The organism is Delftia sp. S65, assembly GCF_016516495.1.
Taxonomy (GTDB): Bacteria; Pseudomonadota; Gammaproteobacteria; order Burkholderiales; family Burkholderiaceae_C; genus Comamonas; species Comamonas acidovorans.
Genome location: NZ_JACVUR010000019.1, coordinates 1 through 19449 on the forward strand (window position 1 = coordinate 1; position 19449 = coordinate 19449).

16 protein-coding genes are annotated in these 19449 nt (G+C 69.1%); 10 read left to right on the forward strand and 6 right to left on the reverse strand.

Translation table 11 applies throughout. The features are described 5' to 3' along the window. Positions 1–916, forward strand: a 916-nt coding sequence (locus IAE24_RS16335) for a choice-of-anchor U domain-containing protein (RefSeq protein WP_325100540.1), incomplete at its 5' end; no start/stop codon positions are given. Positions 917–1261: 345 nt separating this feature from the next. Continuing rightward, entirely contained in the window at positions 1262–3880 is a 2619-nt protein-coding gene (locus IAE24_RS16340) for a PepSY domain-containing protein (RefSeq protein ID WP_199962004.1), read from the forward strand. A gap of 171 nt (positions 3881–4051) precedes the next feature. On the opposite strand, the gene IAE24_RS16345 is transcribed toward IAE24_RS16340, so the two are convergent. The 5 genes from IAE24_RS16345 to IAE24_RS16365 all read right to left on the reverse strand — a co-directional run bounded on the left by IAE24_RS16345 (position 4052) and on the right by IAE24_RS16365 (position 9249). Then, positions 4052–5212, reverse strand: coding sequence for a CMD domain-containing protein (locus IAE24_RS16345; RefSeq protein WP_099732442.1), 1161 nt, complete (start codon positions 5210–5212; stop codon positions 4052–4054). 7 nt (positions 5213–5219) lie between these two features. After that, positions 5220–6701 (reverse strand): SidA/IucD/PvdA family monooxygenase, encoded by a 1482-nt coding sequence (locus IAE24_RS16350; RefSeq protein WP_199962005.1) that lies wholly within the window; start codon positions 6699–6701, stop codon positions 5220–5222. 65 nt (positions 6702–6766) lie between these two features. Next, the gene (locus tag IAE24_RS16355) at positions 6767–7774 is read right to left on the reverse strand and encodes a Bug family tripartite tricarboxylate transporter substrate binding protein (RefSeq protein WP_034368821.1); all 1008 of its coding nucleotides are present in this window, start codon (positions 7772–7774) and stop codon (positions 6767–6769) included. Between the two features lie 162 nt (positions 7775–7936). Further along, on the reverse strand, positions 7937–8326 hold the full coding sequence (locus IAE24_RS16360) for a YXWGXW repeat-containing protein (RefSeq protein WP_199962006.1): 390 nt from the start codon (positions 8324–8326) through the stop codon (positions 7937–7939). A gap of 182 nt (positions 8327–8508) precedes the next feature. Next, the gene (locus tag IAE24_RS16365; protein WP_012202467.1) at positions 8509–9249 is read right to left on the reverse strand and encodes a helix-turn-helix domain-containing protein; all 741 of its coding nucleotides are present in this window, start codon (positions 9247–9249) and stop codon (positions 8509–8511) included. Positions 9250–9363: 114 nt separating this feature from the next. Between IAE24_RS16365 and IAE24_RS16370 the strand changes: the two genes are divergently transcribed. Together IAE24_RS16370 and IAE24_RS16375 are read left to right on the forward strand one after the other, a co-directional pair. Next, on the forward strand, positions 9364–10188 hold the full coding sequence (locus IAE24_RS16370; RefSeq protein ID WP_071953756.1) for a hypothetical protein: 825 nt from the start codon (positions 9364–9366) through the stop codon (positions 10186–10188). An 11-nt stretch (positions 10189–10199) separates the two neighbouring features. Further along, positions 10200–12164 (forward strand): MFS transporter, encoded by a 1965-nt coding sequence (locus IAE24_RS16375; protein WP_199962008.1) that lies wholly within the window; start codon positions 10200–10202, stop codon positions 12162–12164. Here the strand turns inward: IAE24_RS16375 and IAE24_RS16380 are convergent. Further along, on the reverse strand, positions 12161–13345 hold the full coding sequence (locus IAE24_RS16380; RefSeq protein ID WP_199962010.1) for a saccharopine dehydrogenase family protein: 1185 nt from the start codon (positions 13343–13345) through the stop codon (positions 12161–12163). The two genes, IAE24_RS16375 and IAE24_RS16380, sit on opposite strands and share 4 nt — an antisense overlap. A 310-nt stretch (positions 13346–13655) precedes the next feature. Here IAE24_RS16380 and IAE24_RS16385 point away from each other — a divergent pair, with 310 nt between their 5' ends. From IAE24_RS16385 to IAE24_RS16410, 6 genes are all read left to right on the forward strand, one after another. After that, positions 13656–14129 (forward strand): YiaA/YiaB family inner membrane protein, encoded by a 474-nt coding sequence (locus IAE24_RS16385; RefSeq protein ID WP_012202471.1) that lies wholly within the window; start codon positions 13656–13658, stop codon positions 14127–14129. A 37-nt stretch (positions 14130–14166) separates the two neighbouring features. Further along, positions 14167–14637, forward strand: coding sequence for a hypothetical protein (locus IAE24_RS16390; protein ID WP_013800299.1), 471 nt, complete (start codon positions 14167–14169; stop codon positions 14635–14637). Positions 14638–14645: 8 nt separating this feature from the next. Then, the gene (locus IAE24_RS16395) at positions 14646–15464 is read left to right on the forward strand and encodes a DUF2145 domain-containing protein (protein ID WP_199962012.1); all 819 of its coding nucleotides are present in this window, start codon (positions 14646–14648) and stop codon (positions 15462–15464) included. A gap of 68 nt (positions 15465–15532) precedes the next feature. Continuing rightward, positions 15533–16666 (forward strand): zinc ribbon domain-containing protein, encoded by a 1134-nt coding sequence (locus IAE24_RS16400; RefSeq protein WP_013800301.1) that lies wholly within the window; start codon positions 15533–15535, stop codon positions 16664–16666. A gap of 157 nt (positions 16667–16823) precedes the next feature. Continuing rightward, positions 16824–18038 (forward strand): GGDEF domain-containing protein, encoded by a 1215-nt coding sequence (locus tag IAE24_RS16405; RefSeq protein WP_065347391.1) that lies wholly within the window; start codon positions 16824–16826, stop codon positions 18036–18038. A gap of 160 nt (positions 18039–18198) precedes the next feature. Continuing rightward, complete coding sequence (locus tag IAE24_RS16410; RefSeq protein ID WP_325100541.1) at positions 18199–19359, forward strand: GGDEF domain-containing protein; 1161 nt, start codon at positions 18199–18201, stop codon at positions 19357–19359. Positions 19360–19449: the final 90 nt, after the last annotated feature.

Sequence of the window (19449 nt, forward strand, 5' to 3'; positions counted from 1 at the left end):
GGGTTCGAGCACGAACACGGCTTCCTACGATCCGTCGGGTGGCATCAGCCCGGTCAATCCGACGGCAGGTTGCACTGTGAACTGTGCATCGACACCAGCAACGCCGGTCACTCCCAGCACGCAGGTGCCGGTGGCTCCGACGCTGACGGTTTCGCCGACCACGGTGGGAGGCTATCCGCAGATTTCCGGCACCGGCACGCCGGGCTACACGATCACGGTGAAGGATGGCTCGACGACGCTGTGTACGGCAATCGTCGCGGCCGATCAGACGTGGAGCTGCACGCCAGGCGGCGGCTTGCCGACGCCGGGTCTGCACACGATCAGCGCGACCCAGACCAATCCTGGCAATGGCAATACCGGACCTGCCACAACGACTTCGCTCAACGTGCTCGGAACGACCTTCACGGGTCCGACAGCCACCGGGGCAGGCAACGCCACGGCGACCTTGAGCGGTGGTGGCGCGGGCTGCGGGTTCGATGTGTCGCAGTCGTCCTTCGTCGCGGCTGCGGCGGGTGCGCCGGGCCAGTTGAGCTTCCCGTACGGCAATGTGCACTTCGTGGCCCGGGGCTGTACGGCCAGCAGCTCGATCACGGTCAGCGTCACCTGGCCGGGTCCGGTGACCGGCATGGCGTACTGGAAGTTCGGTCCAGCGTCCGCAGGGGCGGCGGACTCCTGGTATCAGCCTCCGGGTGCGGTGGTGTCGGGCAATACGACCTCGGTGGTGGTCACCGATGGCGGCCAGGGTGATGATGATCGCGCAGCCAATGGCGTGATCGTGGATCCCAGCGGTCCGGCGCGTGTGGGTGCGGCACCGGATGCCACGCCGATTCCTGCGCTCGAACCGCGCATGCTCGCCATGGCCATGCTGCTGATGCTGGCTGCAGGCCTGTGGAATCTGCGCCGCAGACGCGGTTGACACACGGTTGAAGAGGAGCTGAACCATCGCCTGCCGAACCAGTTTCGGCAGGCGATTTCCATTGGGCGCAGGCGTTGCATCCCGGCGGCTCAAGCCTGCCCGTAACCCCAGGCCGCCTTGCGGGCCTATCGCGCGTGCAACACGCCGTAAATGAGAACAATTTAGAATTTCTCGCTGATTGGCGCCTTCCGTCGACAAGTCCCGGCCAACGCCGCCCGGGGCCGATGCACAGGTGCCGCGCACTTTCATCTCTGCCCGCCTGCCTTCCATGCACCGTTCTGTCCTGATGTTCCGTTGCGCACCGCAATGGATTTCCGACCGACGTCGCCTGCTCGCCTGCTCCCCATGACTTTCAAGAAAATCTGGTTCCAGTTGCACTGGTTCGTCGGCATTACGGCCGGTACGGTGCTCATCGTCATCGGGCTGTCGGGCGCGGTGTTCTCGTTCCACGAGGAAATCCTGGGATGGATGAATCCCGGCACTGCCTCCGTGCCCGCGCGCGATGCCGCGCCGCTGGCGCCGCCGCAGATTGCGCAGGCGCTGCGCGAGGCCGGCGAGCAGCGCGTGGTCCAGCGCATCACCGTCTTTGCCGAGCCCGGCCGCTCGGCCCAGGTGGCCTTCAAGCCGCCGGCCGGCCAGCGCCGGGGCCAGACGGTCTTTGTCGATCCCTACACGGGCGCGCAGCTGCCTGAGCAGCACGGCACGGAGTTTTTCGAATGGGTGGAGCGCCTGCACCGCTGGCTGCTGCTGTCGCGCGATGACGGCAAGCCCATCACGGGCACGCTGGCCGGCCTGCTGCTGATGCTGTCGCTGTCGGGGTTGTACCTGCGCTGGCCGCGCCGGCCGCTGTCATGGCGCACCTGGCTGACCTTCGATCCGGCGCTCAAGGGCCGCTCCTTCCTCTGGGGCCTGCACTCGGTGGCGGGCACCTGGGCCCTGGTGGCCTATGTGGTGTTCACCTGCACCGGCATGTACTGGGCCTTTGGCGTGGTGCGCAGCACGGTGGATGGCTGGGCCGGCGTGCCGCCGCGCGTGGCCGCTCCCGCGGCGCCGTCCTCGAAACCCGGTGGCGGCCGGCCTGAGCCGGCTGGCGCGCAGCAGCCCATCGACATCGCGCCCGGCTGGGCCGCCTTCGAGCGCATCGCCCATGGCTGGCAGTTCGCCCAGCTGCGCCTGCCCGAGCGCGCGGGCCAGCCCCTGCAGATCAGCTGGCTGGATGCCGAAGCCTCCCATGAGCGCGCGCGCAACCAGATGGCCCTGCTGCCCGACGGCGCCGTGCAGCGCGACGAGCGCTATGCCGACCTGCCCACGGGCCGCCGCGCCGTGGGTGCCATCTACCCGCTGCACATGGGCACCTATTTCGGCATGCCGGGGCGCATCTTCATGGCGCTGGCCTCGCTGATCATGCCCCTGTTCGCCATCACGGGCTGGATGCTCTACCTGGACCGCCGCCGCAAGGCGCGCGCACTGGCCAAGGAGCGCCAGGCGCTGATGAAGGAGCCGCCACCGTGCACGCCTGCGGGCCAGGACACCGTGCTGGTCGCCTTTGCCAGCCAGGCTGGCCGCGCCGAGCGCCTGGCCGTGGCCACCGTGGCCGCGCTGCGCGGCGCAGGCATGGCGGCCAGCCTGCAATCCGTGGCGGCGCTGGATGCCGAGCAACTGCGCCACCACCGGCGCGTGCTCTTCGTGGCCAGCACTTTCGGCGAAGGTGACCCGCCTGATGCCGCGCGCCGCTTTGCCCGCCTGCTGGGCGCGGCCTCGGGCTCGGCCCTTCCGCACCTGCAATATGGCCTGCTGGCGTTGGGTGACAGGCAGTACGCGGCCTTCTGCGGCTTTGGCCATGCGCTGGACCACCAGCTGCGCCGCCTGGGCGCGCAGCCCGTGTTTCCGCTGATCGAGATGGATGGCGAGCAACCCCAGGCCTGGAATGCCTGGCAGCAGGCGCTGGCTGGGCATTTCGGGGCCTTGCCGCCTGCATCGGATGCGCTGCCTGTGTCCGCTGCAGGCCCGCTGGCCGATGCCACGGCCTTTGCCGCATGGCCGCTGCAGGGGCGCAGCCTGTGCAATGCGGGCAGCCAGGGCGCCGGTCTCTACATGCTGGAACTGTCGCCGCCCGAAGGCGTGGCCCCGCTGTGGCGGGCTGGTGCGCTGGCCGAGGTGCTGCCACGCCATGGCGCAGCCACCGTGCAGGCTTGGTTGGCCGCCCAGGAATGCGACGGCTCGGCCCCCGTGCAATGGCGCCAGCAGAGCTGCACGCTGGGTGAGGCGCTGGCCGCCAGCGTGCTGCCGGCCCCGGGCGATATCGCCCCCGGCACCGCGCCCCAGGCCGTGGCCGATGCGCTGCGGCCCCTGCTGCCGCGCAGCTACTCGGTCGCCTCGCTGCCGCAGGACGGCCATGTGCGGCTGGTGGTGCGCCAGGCACGCCATGACGGCGGCCTGGGCGTGGCGTCGGGCTGGCTGACGGCGCATGCGGTCCAGGGCACATCCGTGGCCATGAGACTGGTGGAAAACCGCGCCTTCGAGCCGCGTGAAGAGGCAGATGCCGAGCCCGATGCGCCGGCCATCTTCATCGGCAACGGCTCCGGCTATGCCGGCCTGCGCGGCCACCTGCTGGCGCGCATGCACGCAGGCCGCCACCGCAACTGGCTGCTGTTCGGCGAACGCCAGCGGGCCCATGACGGGTACTGTGAGGCCGAGGTCTCCGGCTGGCTGGCCGCAGGCAAGCTGCAGCGCGCCGACTTCATCTACTCCCGCGACCAGGCCCGGCGCCGCTACGTGCAGGACGCCCTGCGCGAAGCCGCCGAACCCTTGCGCGACTGGATCGCCGACGGCGCCGTGCTCTACGTCTGCGGCAGCGCCGACGGCATGGCCGCAGGCGTTGATGCCGCGCTGGCCGACATCCTGGGCGCTACCGCCGTCGAAGACCTGATCGTCGAAGGCCGTTACCGCAGGGATGTGTACTGAGGTGAAGCGCCGCGTCTCAAGGCACAGCGCATAAAAACCGGCGCGGCCCAAGTCAGGGACACCGAGGAAGGGCCTACGCCGGCCGCGCCGCCCCGCACCGAGGGTGTCGTCCCCCTCCCCGCGAAGCGGGTAGAGAGGCGCCGTGCCACGGGGGGAAGGCGCGTAAGCGCCTCAGGGGGTGATGTACTTCTCTTTCCCGAGATTGAGCATCAACCGGTTCGCCCAGCCGAACAGCGCGGCCGAATGCAGCATGTCCAGGATTTCCTGGTCGGTGAGGCCGGCATCGCGCAGCGGCTGCAGCTGGGCTGCGCCAAAGCTGCCCGGTGCGCGCGTCAGGGCCAGCGAGGACTGGATGATGGCGCGTTCGCGCGCATTGGTGCCGGCCGTGTCCGGGTCATCGAACATCTGGGCCATGACATCGTTGCGCTTGGCCAGCTGCTCGAAGCGCTGGGCGTGGACCGATGCGCAGTACACGCAACCGTTGGAGCGCGAGACGGCCGTGGCCGCCACCTCGCGCTCGGCGCGCGACAGGCCGCCGGGTGCATACATGATGGCGTTGAAGGCCTGCGAGCGCTCCGACAGCACGCGCGGCTGGCGGGCCAGCAGCAGGTAGAAGTCCGACGTGCGCGCCTTGGGGTGGCTCAGGTCCAGCACGGCCTGCTGCTCGGCCGTGGCCGTGGCGGGGTCGAGCACGGGCAGCCAGGACGTCCAGTCCAGCGTTTCGCTGGTGTAGCCGTTGCGGCGCAGCGGCTCGCCCGGTGGCGGCAGGTTGGCGGGGTGCACGAAGGGTGCGGCGGCGGCTTCGGCAGCCGGTGCGCTGGCCTGGCCGCCCAGCGCGTCCATGGCCTGCACGCCCGCGAACAGGCGCAATTGGTAGGCGATGAAACCCACCAGCTGGGCCACCAGCACGGTGTCGTCGATGGACAGGCCGGACTCGGGCATGGCCAGCAGGGCGGCGCGGTCGCTTTCGGCGGGGTGCAGGGCCAGGGTGCGCACGAAGTGCAGGGCCGCATCCAGGCGCGCATTGCCGGTCTGGGCGCCGGGCTGGGCCAGCACGGTGCGCAGCGCGGGCGTCAGGGCATCGCCCAGGGACTCGGCACGCTGGCGGTATTCATCGGCCAGGGCCTGCACGCCGCTGACGCGGCATTGCTCGCTGGCCAGCACCAGGCGCTCGGCGCGGGACAGGCTGTCGGCCAGGCCGTCGCCCAGCAGCAGGTCCTCGCAGGCCTGGGTGGCAATGGCTACCTTGTCGCGCTGGCGGCGCGTGGCGAAAACGGGGGACAGGTCGGTCAGGCCGGCCAGGCGGTCGATGGTGTCGTTGGCGGTGGTCATGGGTATCTCAGGTCTTGTCTGCCAGGGCCCGCACGCGGGCTTCGGGGTCGGCGGGCGTCCATTCGCTGCCGTCGAGCTCGGGCTCGGAATAGGACTGCAGCTGGGCGTAGTGGTGTTCCAGGTCCTCGCGGTAGAACAGCGAGGCCAGGCCCTGGGCCAGCTTGCGCGCGCCGTCGCTGATGGCGGGGATATCACCCGACACCGTGCCGTGCGACAGCGCGGCCGGATAGCAAAAGCAGTGCACATGGTCCAGGCCGGGCAGGGCGCCGGGCGTCTTTTCCTGGAACTCGAACAGCGGGCCCAGGTCGGGCGAGTCCGACAGTTCCTGGTCCTCGGCACCCACCTCGGGCACGAAGCGGTCGCTCCAGATGCGCACATGGGGCGCCAGGTCGGCGAACTCGGGGCGCTGGCGCCAGTCGATGGCAAAGCCGGTGGAGACGATCAGGAAGTCCAGCACGAACACGCCGCGCGGCGTGTCCACGCGCAGCCGGTCTCCGTCCTGCTCCACCTTCTGCACGGCGCAGCCCAGGTTGAAGTGGGCATTGGCATGGCGCGAGACGCGCAGCGTGCTGCCGTGCGGAGGTGGCACCTGCTGGACGTTGATGTAGTGGCGTATGCGCCATTTCCAGGCGTCGGGCAGCAGGAACTGGCCGTGCGTGAGGCCGGGCGTGCCCGAGCCCTTGGATTTGTTGATGCGTGGCAGGTCGCTGCGGCGCACCAGCAGGTCCACGCTGGCGGCGCCGTTCTCCAGCGCGGTGGCGGCACTGTCCATCGCCGAGGAGCCCGCACCCACCACGCCCACGTGCAGGCCGGCCAGGCGGCTGTAGTTGAGCACGTCGGAGGAGTGCGCCCAGCGGCTGCGGTCCACGCCCTGCATGAAGGCGGGGATCTGCGGGCCGCCCAGGCCGTCGCGGCCCGTGGCCAGCACCACGCGGCGCGCCAGCCAGGTGCGCGAGGCGCCATCGGCCGTCACATCGACCTCGACCGTGCCGTCGGCCTGCGGGCGGATGGCGGTGACCTGGTGGCCGTTGCGCACGTCGCAGCGCATCACGCGGCGGTACCAGCGCAGGTAGTCCATCCACTGCAGGCGCGGGATCTTGTCCAGCGCGGCCCAGGCTTCGCGGCCCCATTGGGCGATGAACCAGGCGCGGAAGGTCAGCGAGGGCAGGCCCAGCGCGGGGCCGGTCAGCTCCTTGGGCGAGCGCAGGGTTTCCATGCGCGCCGTCGTGGCCCAGGGGCCTTCGAAGTCCAGCGGGGCCTTGTCCAGCAAAACGGCCGCGATGCCCAGCTGGGACAGCGCTGCCGACAGGGCCAGGCCGGCCTGGCCGGCGCCGATGACCAGGACATCGTGCACGGGCTGGCCGTCGCGGGTGGAGGGAGGAATCCAGGCCTTGGCAGGCCAGCCCAGGGCGACGAGGTCGTCGCGCAGGCGTTCTTCAAGGGCAGCCAGGCCCGCAGGGGCCGGGGCTGCCGGTTCGGTCAGGGACATAGACTCACCAGGAACTCACGAGGAAAGGCGCGCCAGCGGGGCAGGGCCTGCGGGCGCGCGCGGCATCAATCGATGCTGATTTTCGCGTCTTTGACCACCTGTGCCCACTTCAGGCGGTCGTTGTGCACGGTTTTCTTGAACTGCTCGGGCGTTTCGATGCGGATGGCATTGCCCTGGGACTCGAAGCGCGCACGCACCTCGGGCAGCTCCAGCACCTCGCGCACGGCCTGGCTGAGCTTGGCCACGATGGCCGGGTCCGTGCCCTTGGGTGCGAAGATGCCGAACCAGATCGAGCTGTCGAAGCCCTTGGTGCCCGTCAGGCCGCTGGAGGCGATGGTGGGCACTTCCTTGATGACTTCCACGGGCTTGGCCGTGGTCACGCCCAGCAGGCGCACCTTGCCGCTCTTGTAGTGGGGCAGCACGGTCTGGACCTGGTTCATGATGCAGCAGGTCTCGCCGCGCAGCACCGAGGTGATGGCCTCGGGGCCGCCCTTGTAGGGCACGTGGACCATGTTCAGGCCCAGGCGCGCATTGAACTCGGCAAAGGCCATGTGCGTGCCCGCGCCGTTGCCCGTGGAGGCGTAGTTGTACTTGCCGGGGTTGGCCTTGATCTCGTCCACGAACTCCTTGAGGTTCTTGACGTTGATCACGTTGGGATTGATGGTCAGCACGTTGGACACATCGATCAGCGGCGCCACCGGCACGAAGTCGGTTTCCACATCGAAGGGCAGCTTCTTGTACAGCGCGGCATTGCTGCCGTGCGTGGCGGCCGTGCCGAAGGCCAGCGTGTAGCCGTCCGGCTTGGCGCGCGCCACGATCTCGCTGGCGATGTTGCCGGCCGCTCCCGACTTGTAGTCAATGATCAGGGGCTGGCCCAGGCGCTGGGACAGCGGCTCCTGCACGCCGCGCGCGATCACGTCCACGCCCGAGCCTGCCGGGAAGCCCAGGATCATGGTCACGGGCTGGTGCGGCCACGAAGCCGCCGAATCGGCTGCCACCGCTGCGGTGGAGCCGAAGACGGCCAGGGCCGCGGCGGCGGCGGGAATCCAGGAGCGGAAAAACGAGGGGCGCATGGTGTGCAGGGAAATCCGGTGAATCAATTCCCATATTTTCCTGAGAACTTAATGAGCCACTTTTATATGCATATGTTGGTATGAAGCCAGTGTGGGCATGGCCGCAGCGCTCAGCAAAAAGCCCGCCGATGGGGCGGGCTTCATGCCGGGCGCAAGCGTCCATCAATGGCGGTAGGGGTTGTTGGGGCGGCGGTCATGGCGGTCCGGCACGCCGTCGCGGTCACGGTCCCAGCGGCCGGGTGCGTAGCCCCAGCGGCCACCCTGCTGCGACCACACGGGCTGGCGGTACACATAGCCGGGACGCGCCTTGACCCAGTGGCCGGCCACCCAGGCATGGCGGTGGCCCTGCGGGCGCCAGTAGCCGGGTGCCCAGACGTAGCCGCGGCGCGGTGCAGGAACCGCCTCGTAGCGCATGGGAGGCGGGGCGCCGAACTGGACCGAGATGGCGGCGCCCGGCGCCGCATAGGTCACGTTGGCCTGGGCCTGCGCGGTGCCTGCCCATCCGGCCATGGCCAGGGTGGCGGCGATCAGCGGTGTGCGAAGGGAAATCATGGCGGCTCCTTGTCCTTGGTTCATCGGGCTAGAGTCCTGGTGAAAGGAATCCATGACTGCATGTTGCAGGTCCATCGTCAATCCCGGGTTGCCGCGCCGCGAAGTCTTGCAATCTTGTGTATCGCCTTGGTGAAGCCTTGTTGCCAGGCGCTGCAGCGCAGGCTGCCGTCCTGCAGCCGCCGTCAGACAGTGCCTCTTCGGAGCGCCGTGAACGCCGTGAATTCCCAGCTGCGCATGGCCAGCACCAGGGTGTAGCCCTCGCGCTGGCCCGGCGGCAGGCGCTGGTCCTGCAGGTGCTGCTGGGAAAAGTCATGGGCCAGCCGCTGTATGCGTTCCACGAAGCTGGGCGCCAGATGCCGGCCGATGGAGCCGTGCACCATCAGCATGCCCTCACCGGGCTGGTCGAAGCCGCCGCCGAAATAGTCGAGCACGGCGTTCTCGCGGAAGTACTCCATCACCGGCCCGCGCGCGCGCCAGCGGAAGGTCTTGGCCAGGCGCAGCCGGTAGCGGTTGCCGGGGCGCAGCTCGATGATGCCGATGCGGTCCAGCTGGGCCAGGTAGCGGATGCCTTCGGCCTCGGTCATGCGGTAGGTGGCTACGATCTGCTCCAGCGTCCATTGGCTGAGCACGCAGATGGCCATCAGCAGCAGCTTGCGGTCGGCGACCACGGCGTTCTCCTGCTCGGGCGTCATCTCCTGCAGCAGCGGCTGGCTGTCGGCCACGCGGCGCGCCAGGTCGGCGAAGTCCAGGCTCAGCGCGCGGCAGATGGCATCGATGCGCGACAGCGGCATGTCGCCCTTGGCCAGCATGCGCTTGACGCTGGACTCGGCCATGCCCAGGGCGCGCGCCAGGTCGGCATAGGTCATCTGGGCGGCCTTGAGTTCCTTCTTGAGGGCGATGACGAGGTCGGCAGTGGTGCTCATGGGTAGCGATTATCGATACCCGAGGTGCTGGTTTGCGCGGTGGGTGCAGAAAAACGATGCTGAAAGGGCCGATGGCTCGCCACACTCCGCCTCACTTTTCACGAGGAGCAACACATGCCATCCGTATCGATTTCACCGGCCGCCGCCCTGCGCGCGCTGTACTGGGGCGCTGCCCTGCTGCTGCTGGCCGCCTGGCTTGGCCCCGCCGTGCCGCAGCCGCAGGACTTTCACGCGTTTGCCGACCAGCGCGCCTGGGGGGCGCTGCCCCATGCGCTGGATGTGCTCAGCAACCTGGGCTTTGCCTGGGCCGCCGTGGCGGGCGCGCGCCTGCTGCTGGACCGGCGCAGCCAGGCGCTGGCGCCGGCCCTGCGCTGGCTGGCCGCGCTGTTCTTCACGGGGCTGGCATGTTCGGCCATAGGTTCGTCCGTCTACCACTGGGCACCCCACGATGCCACCCTGGCTGGCGACCGGCTGGGCATGTCCATGGCCTTTGCCGGCATGCTGGGGCTGGCGCTGCAATCGCGCATTGCCGACCGCGTGGCCGTGCGCGCCGCGGTGGCCATGCTGGTCGCCGCCGTGGCCTCGGTGCTGGTCTGGCTGCACGGCGGCAACCTGCTGCCCTGGGCGCTGGTGCAGGGCGGCGGCATGCTGGCGGTGCTGGGCCTGGCCTGCGTGGCGCCGCGCCATGGCGCGCTGGCGCTGCGCCTGGGCGTGGTGATTGCCTGGTATGGCGCGGCCAAGCTGCTGGAGTGGGGCGATGCGGCCGTCTTCGAGGCCACGGCCGGGCTGGTGTCCGGCCACAGCCTCAAGCATGTGGTGGCGGCGGCCGCCGCCCTGCCCGTGATCGCCGCGCTGCGTGCGGCCGGCACGGCGCGCATGGCCAGTACGGGCACAATGTGCGCCGATGCGTGCGGCCACGGCGGCGCCACCAACCGTTGAGGGAAGACAAGATGTTCCAGCAAGAGACCGGCAGCCCGTCTGCCCCCACCGCAACGGCCGGCGCCGTGCCATCGGCCGCGCACGAGCACCCCAACCAGTTCGCCCTGCTGGGCCAGCGGCGCTTTGCGCCGTTCTTCTGGACGCAGTTCTCGGGGGCGGCCAACGACAACCTGTTCAAGTTCGCGCTCACCGTGATGGTGACCTACCAGCTCAGCGTCTCCTGGCTGCCTTCGGCCATGGCGGGGCTGGTGATCGGGGCGCTGTTCATCCTGCCGTTCCTGCTGTTCTCGGCCACCTCGGGCCAGCTGACGGACAAGTGGGACAAGACCCGCATGTTCCGCCTGGTCAAGAACCTGGAGATCGCCATCATGGCGCTGGCCGCCTGGGGCTTCATCCAGGCCAATGTGCCGCTGCTGCTGGGCTGCGTCTTCCTGATGGGCCTGCACTCCACGCTGTTCGGCCCCGTGAAATTCGCCTACCTGCCCCAGGTGCTCAGCGAGCGCGAGCTGACGGGCGGCAACGGCATGGTGGAGATGGGCACCTTCGTGGCCATCTTGCTGGGCAACGTGGCAGGCGGCCTGCTGGTGGCCGTGCCCGAGGTGGGCCATATGCAGGTGGCCGTGGCCTGCCTGGCGCTGGCGGTGATCGGGCGGATCTTTGCGCAGTTCATCCCCAATGCACCGGCCACCGACCCGCACCTGGTCATCAACTGGAACCCCTTCACCGAAACCTGGCGCAACCTGCAGCTGGCCCGCGAGCAGCCCGCCGTGTTCCGCTCGCTGCTGGGCATCAGCTGGATGTGGTTCTTCGGCGCCGTGTTCCTGGCCCAGTTCCCCAGCTTTGCCAAGGAGGTGCTGCATGGCGACGAGCATGTGGCCTCGCTGCTGCTGGTGGTGTTCTCTGTGGGTATCGGCACGGGCTCGCTGCTGTGCGAGGTGTTCAGCCGCCGCCATGTGGAGATCGGCCTGGTGCCGCTGGGCGCCATCGGCATGAGCGTGTTCGCCGTGGACCTGTTCTTTGCCTCGCGCGCGCTGCCGGCTTCCGAGCTGATGGGCGTGGGCGCCTTCTTTGCCCAGCCCGCGCACTGGCGTGTGATGGCCGACCTGGGCATGCTGGCCCTGTCGGCCGGCATCTACAGCGTGCCCATGTACGCGCTGATCCAGATGCGCAGCCAGCCCACGCACCGCGCGCGCATCATCGCTGCCAACAACATCCTCAACGCGCTGTTCATGATCGCCTCCAGCGTGCTGGCCGGCGCGCTGCTGGCGGCGGGCTTCAGCATTCCCCAGGTATTCCTGATCACGGGCATTGCCAATGCCGTGGTGGCGGCCTACATCTTCTTGCTGGTGCCCGAGTACCTGCTGCGCTTCGTGGCCTGGGTGGCCTCGCGCTTCGTGTACCGCTTCAAGGTGCAGGGCGACGAGCACATTCCGGCCACCGGCGCGGCCATCCTGGCCTGCAACCATGTGAGCTTTGTCGATGCCGTGCTGCTCATGGCCGCCAGCCCCCGGCCCATCTACTTTCTGATGGACCACCGCATCTTCCGCGTGCCCGTGCTGGGCTGGCTGTTCCGCCTGGCCAAGGCCATTCCGGTCGCGCCCCAGAAGGAAGATCCCGCCACCTACGAGGCTGCGTTCGAGCGCGCCGCCCAGGTGCTGCGCGAGGGTGATCTGCTGGCCATCTTCCCCGAGGGCGGCATCACGCGCGACGGGCAGTTGCAGGAGTTCCGGGGCGGCATCATGAAGATCATCGAGCGCGCCCAGGCCGATGGCCTGCAGGTGCCCGTGGTCCCCATGGCGCTGACCAATCTCTGGGGCTCGTACTTCAGCCGCATCGAGCAGGGCGGCGCCATGGTCCGGCCCTTCCGCCGTGGCCTGTTCAACCGCGTGGGCCTGAACGTGGGCCAGCCCATGGCCCAGGCCGAGGTGCAGCCCGCGCTGCTGCGCGAGCGCGTGCTGCGACTGCTGGCGGCTTAAGAGGGGTTCTGTTCCTCTACCGTGAAGCTCAGGCCGGCATTGGCCTTGAGCCTGGAGATGAGCGCGTTGCCCATGGCAGGCGCCGTGGTCCAGATGCCGCCGGGCGTGTCCGGGGCGTCCTGCAGCAGGCAGACGGCGGCCTCGGTGATCATCTTGGACGTGGAGCCGTAGCCCGGATCGCGGTCGCCCTTGACGCCCACGCGCAGGCTGTGGCCGGCCGTGTCGGTGCCGATGAACAGCACGTCGTAGAAGCCCGATTCACGCTCTTCGCGCGACGGCCCCTCGCCAGGCTTGGGGCCGTCGTCCGCGCCCAGCGACTTGTCGGCCGCCACGGCGTTGGCCAGGGCCTCGCCCTTTTCGCCCGCACCTGTGACCATCATCTCGTCGTAGACAAAGTCGGCGCCATAGGCATGGCCCAGCAGAAAGTTGGAGCGGTGCACGTTGCGCGTGTTGATGGCCGCCATCACGAAGGGCGCCACCCACAGGCCCAGCACCTCGTCCACCATGGGCTTGCTGCCGGACGGTTGGCGCGGGCCCTCGAAGCCCGGCGTGAGCGAGAACGGATTGCGCAGCAGCTCCAGCACGCCCGGCTGGGCGGCCGCCGCCGCCATGGTGGCCTTGAGGCTGGCCGCCGTGCCGCCCGAGAACGTGCCCTTCATCTTGCGCACCCGGCCCCGCACGCGCTGGGCGGGCTGGCCGAAGCGGGCCTGCATCTCTCGCTGCAGCATGAACACGCCCAGGTCGAAGGGAATGGAATCGAAGCCGCAGGAGAACACGATGCGCGCGCCGCTGGCCCGGGCTGCGGCCTCGTGTGCATCGATCATCTGGCGCATCCACGCTGGCTCGCCGCACAGGTCCACATAGTCCACGCCGGCGCTGGCGCAGGCGGCCACGAGTTCGTTTCCGTAGAGCTGGTAGGGGCCGACCGTGGTCAGCACCAGGCGGGTCTGCTCCATCAGCGCCTGCAGGCTTGCGGGATTGCCGGTGTCGGTCACCACCAGCGGGGTATCGGCGGGCGCGCCCAGCTCGTCGCGCACGGCCGCTAGCTTGGCGGCATTGCGCCCGCCCATGGCCCAGCGCAGGCCGCTGCCTGCGGGGTAGCGCCTGAGCAGGTACTCCACCACCAGCCGGCCCGTGAAGCCGGTGGCGCCGTGGACGACGAGGTCAAAGAGTTTGGTCATGGGAGATCTCCATCAATCAGCGTGGCGAACGTGCGATTGCCCGCTGCACTGCAGCCGGGGTGGGCGCATTGTCTGTGGCGCGCCGCAGGGTTCCTGTCGCCCAGGTGCCGTGCCCGATGGTCTGTGTGCTGGTGTCACATGCAGGAACTTTTTGGGGCGTAAACAACAGTCAAAAACTTGAAAAGTACCGTTTGAAGATACTCGATGGCCTGTGTCTGGCCACTGTTACGGTTGAATGCAGACACGCAAGTTACGTCTGGGCACCATGCGTCCCGTGTTCAACCAATGCCCTTGAGGGGCACCGCGGCAAATGTCCTCTTCTCCCATCGTCGTTCAGCGTGATACCCGGGCCTGGCAACTGCAGGTGTGGGTGTCGTTCGGCATTGCGGTCTCGCTGTGCGCCATCGGCCTGGCATGGCTGCCCGGCGAGCAGCTGGAGCAGGCCTTCATGGTGATGGGCTATGTGTTCTGCCTCTCGGCCGCCTTCGTGCTGGCCAAGTTCGTGCGGGACAACGAGGGCGGCCGCAGCGGCGCAGGCGACACGCCCATGTGGAAGCTGGTGGTCTGGGGCGGCTTTGCCGTGTCCATGGCGCTGACCGGCTGGGGGCTGGTGAGCATGGACATCAACGTGACCTACAAGGCCTTCCTGGGCGTGAGCTGGCTCTACCTCATCACCACCGCCTTCACGCTGGCCAAGATGCTGCGTGACCGCCACGAGGCCGACCTGGCGCAGGCCCGCATGCATGGCCGTCGCGAGGCCGCGCAACCGGCCGACGCCGAGTGATGTCCACCCCTTCCCCGCATTTCCAGGAGTCCAAGCAATGATGGTCAACCAATCCGTTTTCGCGCGCCTGCCGCGTGCCCTGCTGGCCGCTGGTGCGCTGTGCGCAGCCCTGGCCATGGCGCCTGCCCATGCGCAAAGCGAGGCCTCCGTGGCGCTGTCCATGCTGCCCGTGGCCTCCGTGGTGGGTACGGCTTCGGTGGCTTCGACGGCCGCTGGCGCCGTGGTGGCCTTGCCGGCCGCGCTGTCGGTGGGCGGCGCGGTGCTGACCGTGAAGGCGGTGCAGGCCTCGGCCACGGGCACGGTCTATCTGCTCGAGCGTGCCTCCGATGGCGCCCAGGCCAGCGTGGAAGTGGTGGGGCGGGGCGCCTCCGCCTCGGCCTATGCCGTGGGCACGGTGCTGACCTGCAGCGTGATCGGCGCAGGCGTTGTCATCTCGGCGGCCGGCAAGGTGCTGGCCTTCATTCCCAACGAGATGGGCAAGGCCCTGCTGCACAACGAACGCCTGTGATGTCTGCCATGAAACCGCCTCTTTTCCCTTCCGCTGTGGCCCGTTCCGCCTGCCTGGTGCTGCTGCTGGCCGCCGCGCTGGGCACGGCCCATGCAGGGCGCAGCTGCGAGGACAAGCCCCTCACCCCCCAGTCCCTGCAAAAGGGGCTGGACCTGGCCCAGCGCACATCCCAGGCGCTGGATGCCGAATATGCGAAGAACGGCACCCGCGTCGTGCTGCTGGCGCGCGTGGGCCAGGACCTGAGCAAGTACGACCTGCACTATTCCCACTATGGCTGGGCCTACAGGACCCCCGAGGGCCCCTGGCGCGTGGCGCACAAGCTCAACGAATGCGGCACGGCCGGCGGCCATGTCTACCGCCAGGGCCTGGGCGAGTTTTTCCTGGACGACCTGTGGCGCTACGAGGCCGGCGTTCAGGTGCCCACGCCCGCCGTGCAGCAGGCGCTGTGGACCTTTCTGACCCAGCCCCAGACCGTGCTGCGCCTGCAGCACGAGCCCTACAGCATGGTCAGCTATGCCTGGGGCCAGCGCTACCAGCAGTCCAACCAGTGGGCCACCGAAACCCTGGCCGCCGCCATGGAGCCGGCCACGGTGCAGCGGCGCGAGCAGGCCCAGGCCTGGCTGCAGTTCAAGGGCTACGAGCCCGGCGTGCTGGTGATTCGCGCGCTGTCGCGGCTGGGCGGGCGCGTGACGGCTGCCAACATCGCCTTCGACGACCATCCCAACGACAAGCGCTATGCCAGCCGCATAGAGACCGTGACCGTGGAATCGGTGACGCAGTGGCTGCAGCGCAGCCAGCTGGCGGGTCCGGTGCGCGTGCTGCCCTGAGCCGGACCGGCTCTTCCTTCGCCTGCGGTCTTCCCTCGGCCGCAGGCCACTGAAACAGGAGTTTCCCCATGAGCAAGGCACTGCGTCTGCCCGAGAAATGGTTCCGCCGAGGCCTGTGGCTGGTGGCGGTGGTGTTCGCGTCCTTCCTCATCGGCCTGGGCGGCCTGGTGGTGGGCGACCTGCCCCAGGTCGAGTCGCCGCGCACGGTGGAGGACTTCATCGCGCCCGCTGCGGCCGAGCCCGTCAAGGCCGAGATCAAGGCCGCCGATGCCGATCACGACAAGGCGGAGACGGCGCTGCAGAACGCGCGCCTCAAGTACCAGGCCACGCAGGCGCGCTACCGCTCGGCGCGCGAGACCTTCGACAACTGGGTGGCCACGCGCCGCGCCACGGCCCGGCCCGAGCAGGACAGCGAGCTGCTGTCGCGCACTCAGGCGCTGGATGCCATCAAGCAGGAAGAGAACACCGCACGCGCCTCCGTGGAGCGGCTGCAGGACGCCAGCCTGCAGGCACGCCAGCGCCTGGACGCGGCCAACCGCCAATGGGACGGTCTGCGCGACGGTGCCATGGAGGCCTGGCGCAAGGAGATGCGCGCCATCGAGCTGCGCGTCTTCCTCTACCGCCTGGCGCTGACCCTGCCCCTGCTGCTGGTGGCCGGCTGGCTGTTCGCCAAACAGCGCAAGAGCACCTGGTGGCCCTTTGTCTGGGGCTTCATCTTCTTTGCGCTGTTCGCCTTCTTCGTCGAACTCGTGCCCTACCTGCCCGACTACGGCGGCTACGTGCGCTATGTGGTCGGTATCGTGGTGACGGTGCTGCTGGGGCGCGCGGCCATTCTGGGCCTGAACCGCTACCTGGAGCGGCAAAAGCAGCAGGAGTCACTGCCCGAGACGCAGCGGCGCCAGGAACTGGGCTACGACGTGGCCCTGGCCCGCCTGGCCAAGGGCGTATGCCCGGGCTGCGAGCGCCCCGTGGACCTGAAGGACGGCGCCATCGATTTCTGCCCCCACTGCGGCATAGGCCTGTTCGACCGCTGCGGCAGCTGCAATACCCGCAAGAGCGCCTTTGTGCACTATTGCCACAGCTGCGGCACGCAGGCCGATGGCAACCGCAGGAAGCCGGGAGCCGTGCTGCCTTCCACGTCTGCTGCGCCTGCCGTGGCTCCCCTGCCTCCCGTGCAGGAGGCCGGGCCGGCACCGGGTTGAGTCTGGCTGGGCCCGCCTGACCCCCGCCTGAAGTGGCCCTGGCGACGGCTGTGGCGGTGTCGGCCGGGGCCGGCAAGACCCTTGAAGCTGCGCGGGGTTGTGGTACACCATGGCTTGCGCGCTCGGCCGGGGCGCAGATGTCTTCAGCGAGGATGCCATGTCACGCCAGCTGCCGTATCCCCCACAACACACGCCAGCGCAGCCCGCCCACCCACCGGCCGGCGCGTCCGCCCATCTTCTTCCCCTGGCGGCCTGGGCCGTGGGGGCTGCCCTGCTGGCCGGCCATGTGCTGGCCGGCCCTTCTTCATGGAAAGCCTGGGCGGCCTACGCCGCGCTCTCGGCCCTGGCCGGCATGGCCTGGGTCTGGCGCTGCCATGCTGCCGGCCTGCCGCTGACCCGGACGCTGCGCGGCCACGGCTGGATACAGGCCACGATGGCCTTGCTGCTGGCGGCCTGGCAGCCATCGCTGGCCTGGGCCTCTGCCCTGCTGTGGCTGGCCGCCATCGCCTGGCTGCCCTGGGATGGCGAGCGCGAGCAGGCGCTGCACTTGCCCGCAGGCCAGATCGTGCTGCTGTGCGCCATGCTGGCCATGCTCTGCGCCGTGGTGGTGGCCAGGCCCATGCCGCAGATGGCACCCGGCTCGGTCGCCGTGCGCATTCTGTGGCTGGCCAGCGTGCTGCTGCCGCTGGCCGTGCATGCGCTGGCCCTGTGGCAGGCACTGAGCCGCATGCAGCGCCAGTACACCGAGGAACTGGCGCAGCTGTCCAGCTACTGCGGCCAGCTGGCCGACGATGTGCAGCAGCTGCAGACCCGCGTGGGCTCGCTGCAATTGCCCACGGGGCGCGACACGCTGACCGGCGTGGCCAATTACTCGCGATTGATGGATGCCGTCGATGGCCTGCGCGAGCGCCATGCGCGCAAGCCTGAACCGTTTTGCGTGGTGCTGCTGGAGCTGGACCCCTGGGTGGAGCGTGCGGGCGTGCACCCGCCGCACAAGGGACCATCGCTGCAGGACCGGGTGCTGCTCATGCTCAGCGGCCTGCTTGTCACCCACCTGCGCACGGTGGACGGCATAGGCCGCTACCGCGATGACACCTTCATGCTGGTGATGCCGGATACCGCCTCCGTCCAGGCCGTCTGGGCGCTGCAGCGCGTGCGCGAGGGCGTGCGCCAGCAGCACTGGAGCGAAAAGCCCATCCCCGACCCCGACAAGGACCCGCTGACGCTGACCCTGGCCGTGGCGGAGTTCCAGGCGGGCGAAACCTCGGAGCGGCTGGTGCAGCGTGCCGAAGCGGCCCTCGCACATGGCCGCGCCTGCGGGCGCAACCAGATCGTGGTGGCCGAGGACGTGCGGCCGCCACGTACCTCCTAGGCGAGAAGGATGCAATCCCCGGGATTTCCCGGATGCGGTCACAATGGGCGCCCATGAGGGCCGCCGGCCCGCCGCGCTTCTTCGCATGCCCGTGCTTTCCTCCATTTCTCGGAATTTCCCGGACCGTCTCCTGTGGGGGCCGAAGCCGGCGTCGCCGTTGGTGGACGAGGCGCTGCACCTGGAGCGCTGGAAGCGCCGCACCTGGCAACTGCACATCTCCGTGCTGGTCAGCCATATCTATGCGCTGCTGCTGTTTCTGGGTCATGCCTGGGCCGGCTATGCGCCCTGGGCCGTGGTGCTGGGCTATGGCCTGTGGGTGGCGGCGGGCATGGGCTTCATCACCTGGGCCTATGCCAGCGACTGGTGTCACAGGCTGCGCGATCCCGGCATGTTCCTCACGCACCAGCTGGTGTCCATCATCGGCGTGCTGGGCATGGTCATGGCAGCCCCTGCGCTGGCGTTCCAGTCCATGGTGATGCTGATCGCCTTCAGCGCCGACGGTTTCCTGGCGCGCAGCCGCACGAGCTTCTGGCTGACCTGGATCGGCACGCTCATCGCCGTGGCGGCCATCATTCTCTGGCGGGGGCCGCTGATGCGCATGACCACGGACACGGCTGCAGGCCAGTTGCTGGCCTTCGGCGTGGTGCTCGGTGCCGTGGTGCGCTGCAGCGTGCAGGCCACCTTCTTTCGCAGCATGCAGTACCGGCTGGGCATCGCCAATGACAAGCTGGCCACGGCGCTGGCGCAGATCGAGGCCCTGCTGCGCCATGACGACCTGACCGGCGTCAGCAACCGCCGGGGCGTGATCGAGCGGCTGCACGAGGTGCGCACCGCCGCCCACGACCGTGGCACGGTGCTGTGCGTGGCGCTGCTGGACATAGACCACTTCAAGCGCATCAACGACAGCTTTGGCCATGAGGGCGGCGACCGCGTGCTGCGCGCCTTCGGAACGCTGCTGAAGTCGCAGCTGCGCGGTGCCGATGGCGTGGGCCGCTATGGCGGTGAGGAATTCCTGCTGGTGCTGCCCGACACCGACCTGGCCCAGGCCAGCGAGCTGCTGGAGCGCCTGCGCCTGCGCATTGCCGAAGCCCCGTGGACGCAGACCCTGGGCGAGGGCGCCCGCGTCACCTGCACGCTGGGCGCCGCGCAGTACCGCGCGGGCGAGTCGGTGGAGGCGACCATTGCACGTGCCGATGCGGCGCTTTACCGTGGCAAGGCCCAGGGCCGCAACTGCACCGTGCTGGAGCCGCAGCAGGCCCCGCAGGCCTTGAGCGGCGCCCCGGCCCCCCGGACTGATGCCGGAATGCCTGACCGCTTGTGAGTGCAGCTCACGACGGGTGACAGAAAACATCGTTATTCATGCGCACCGATCGTCCATAGCATCGGCATCCATGCTCGGAATGGACAAGGG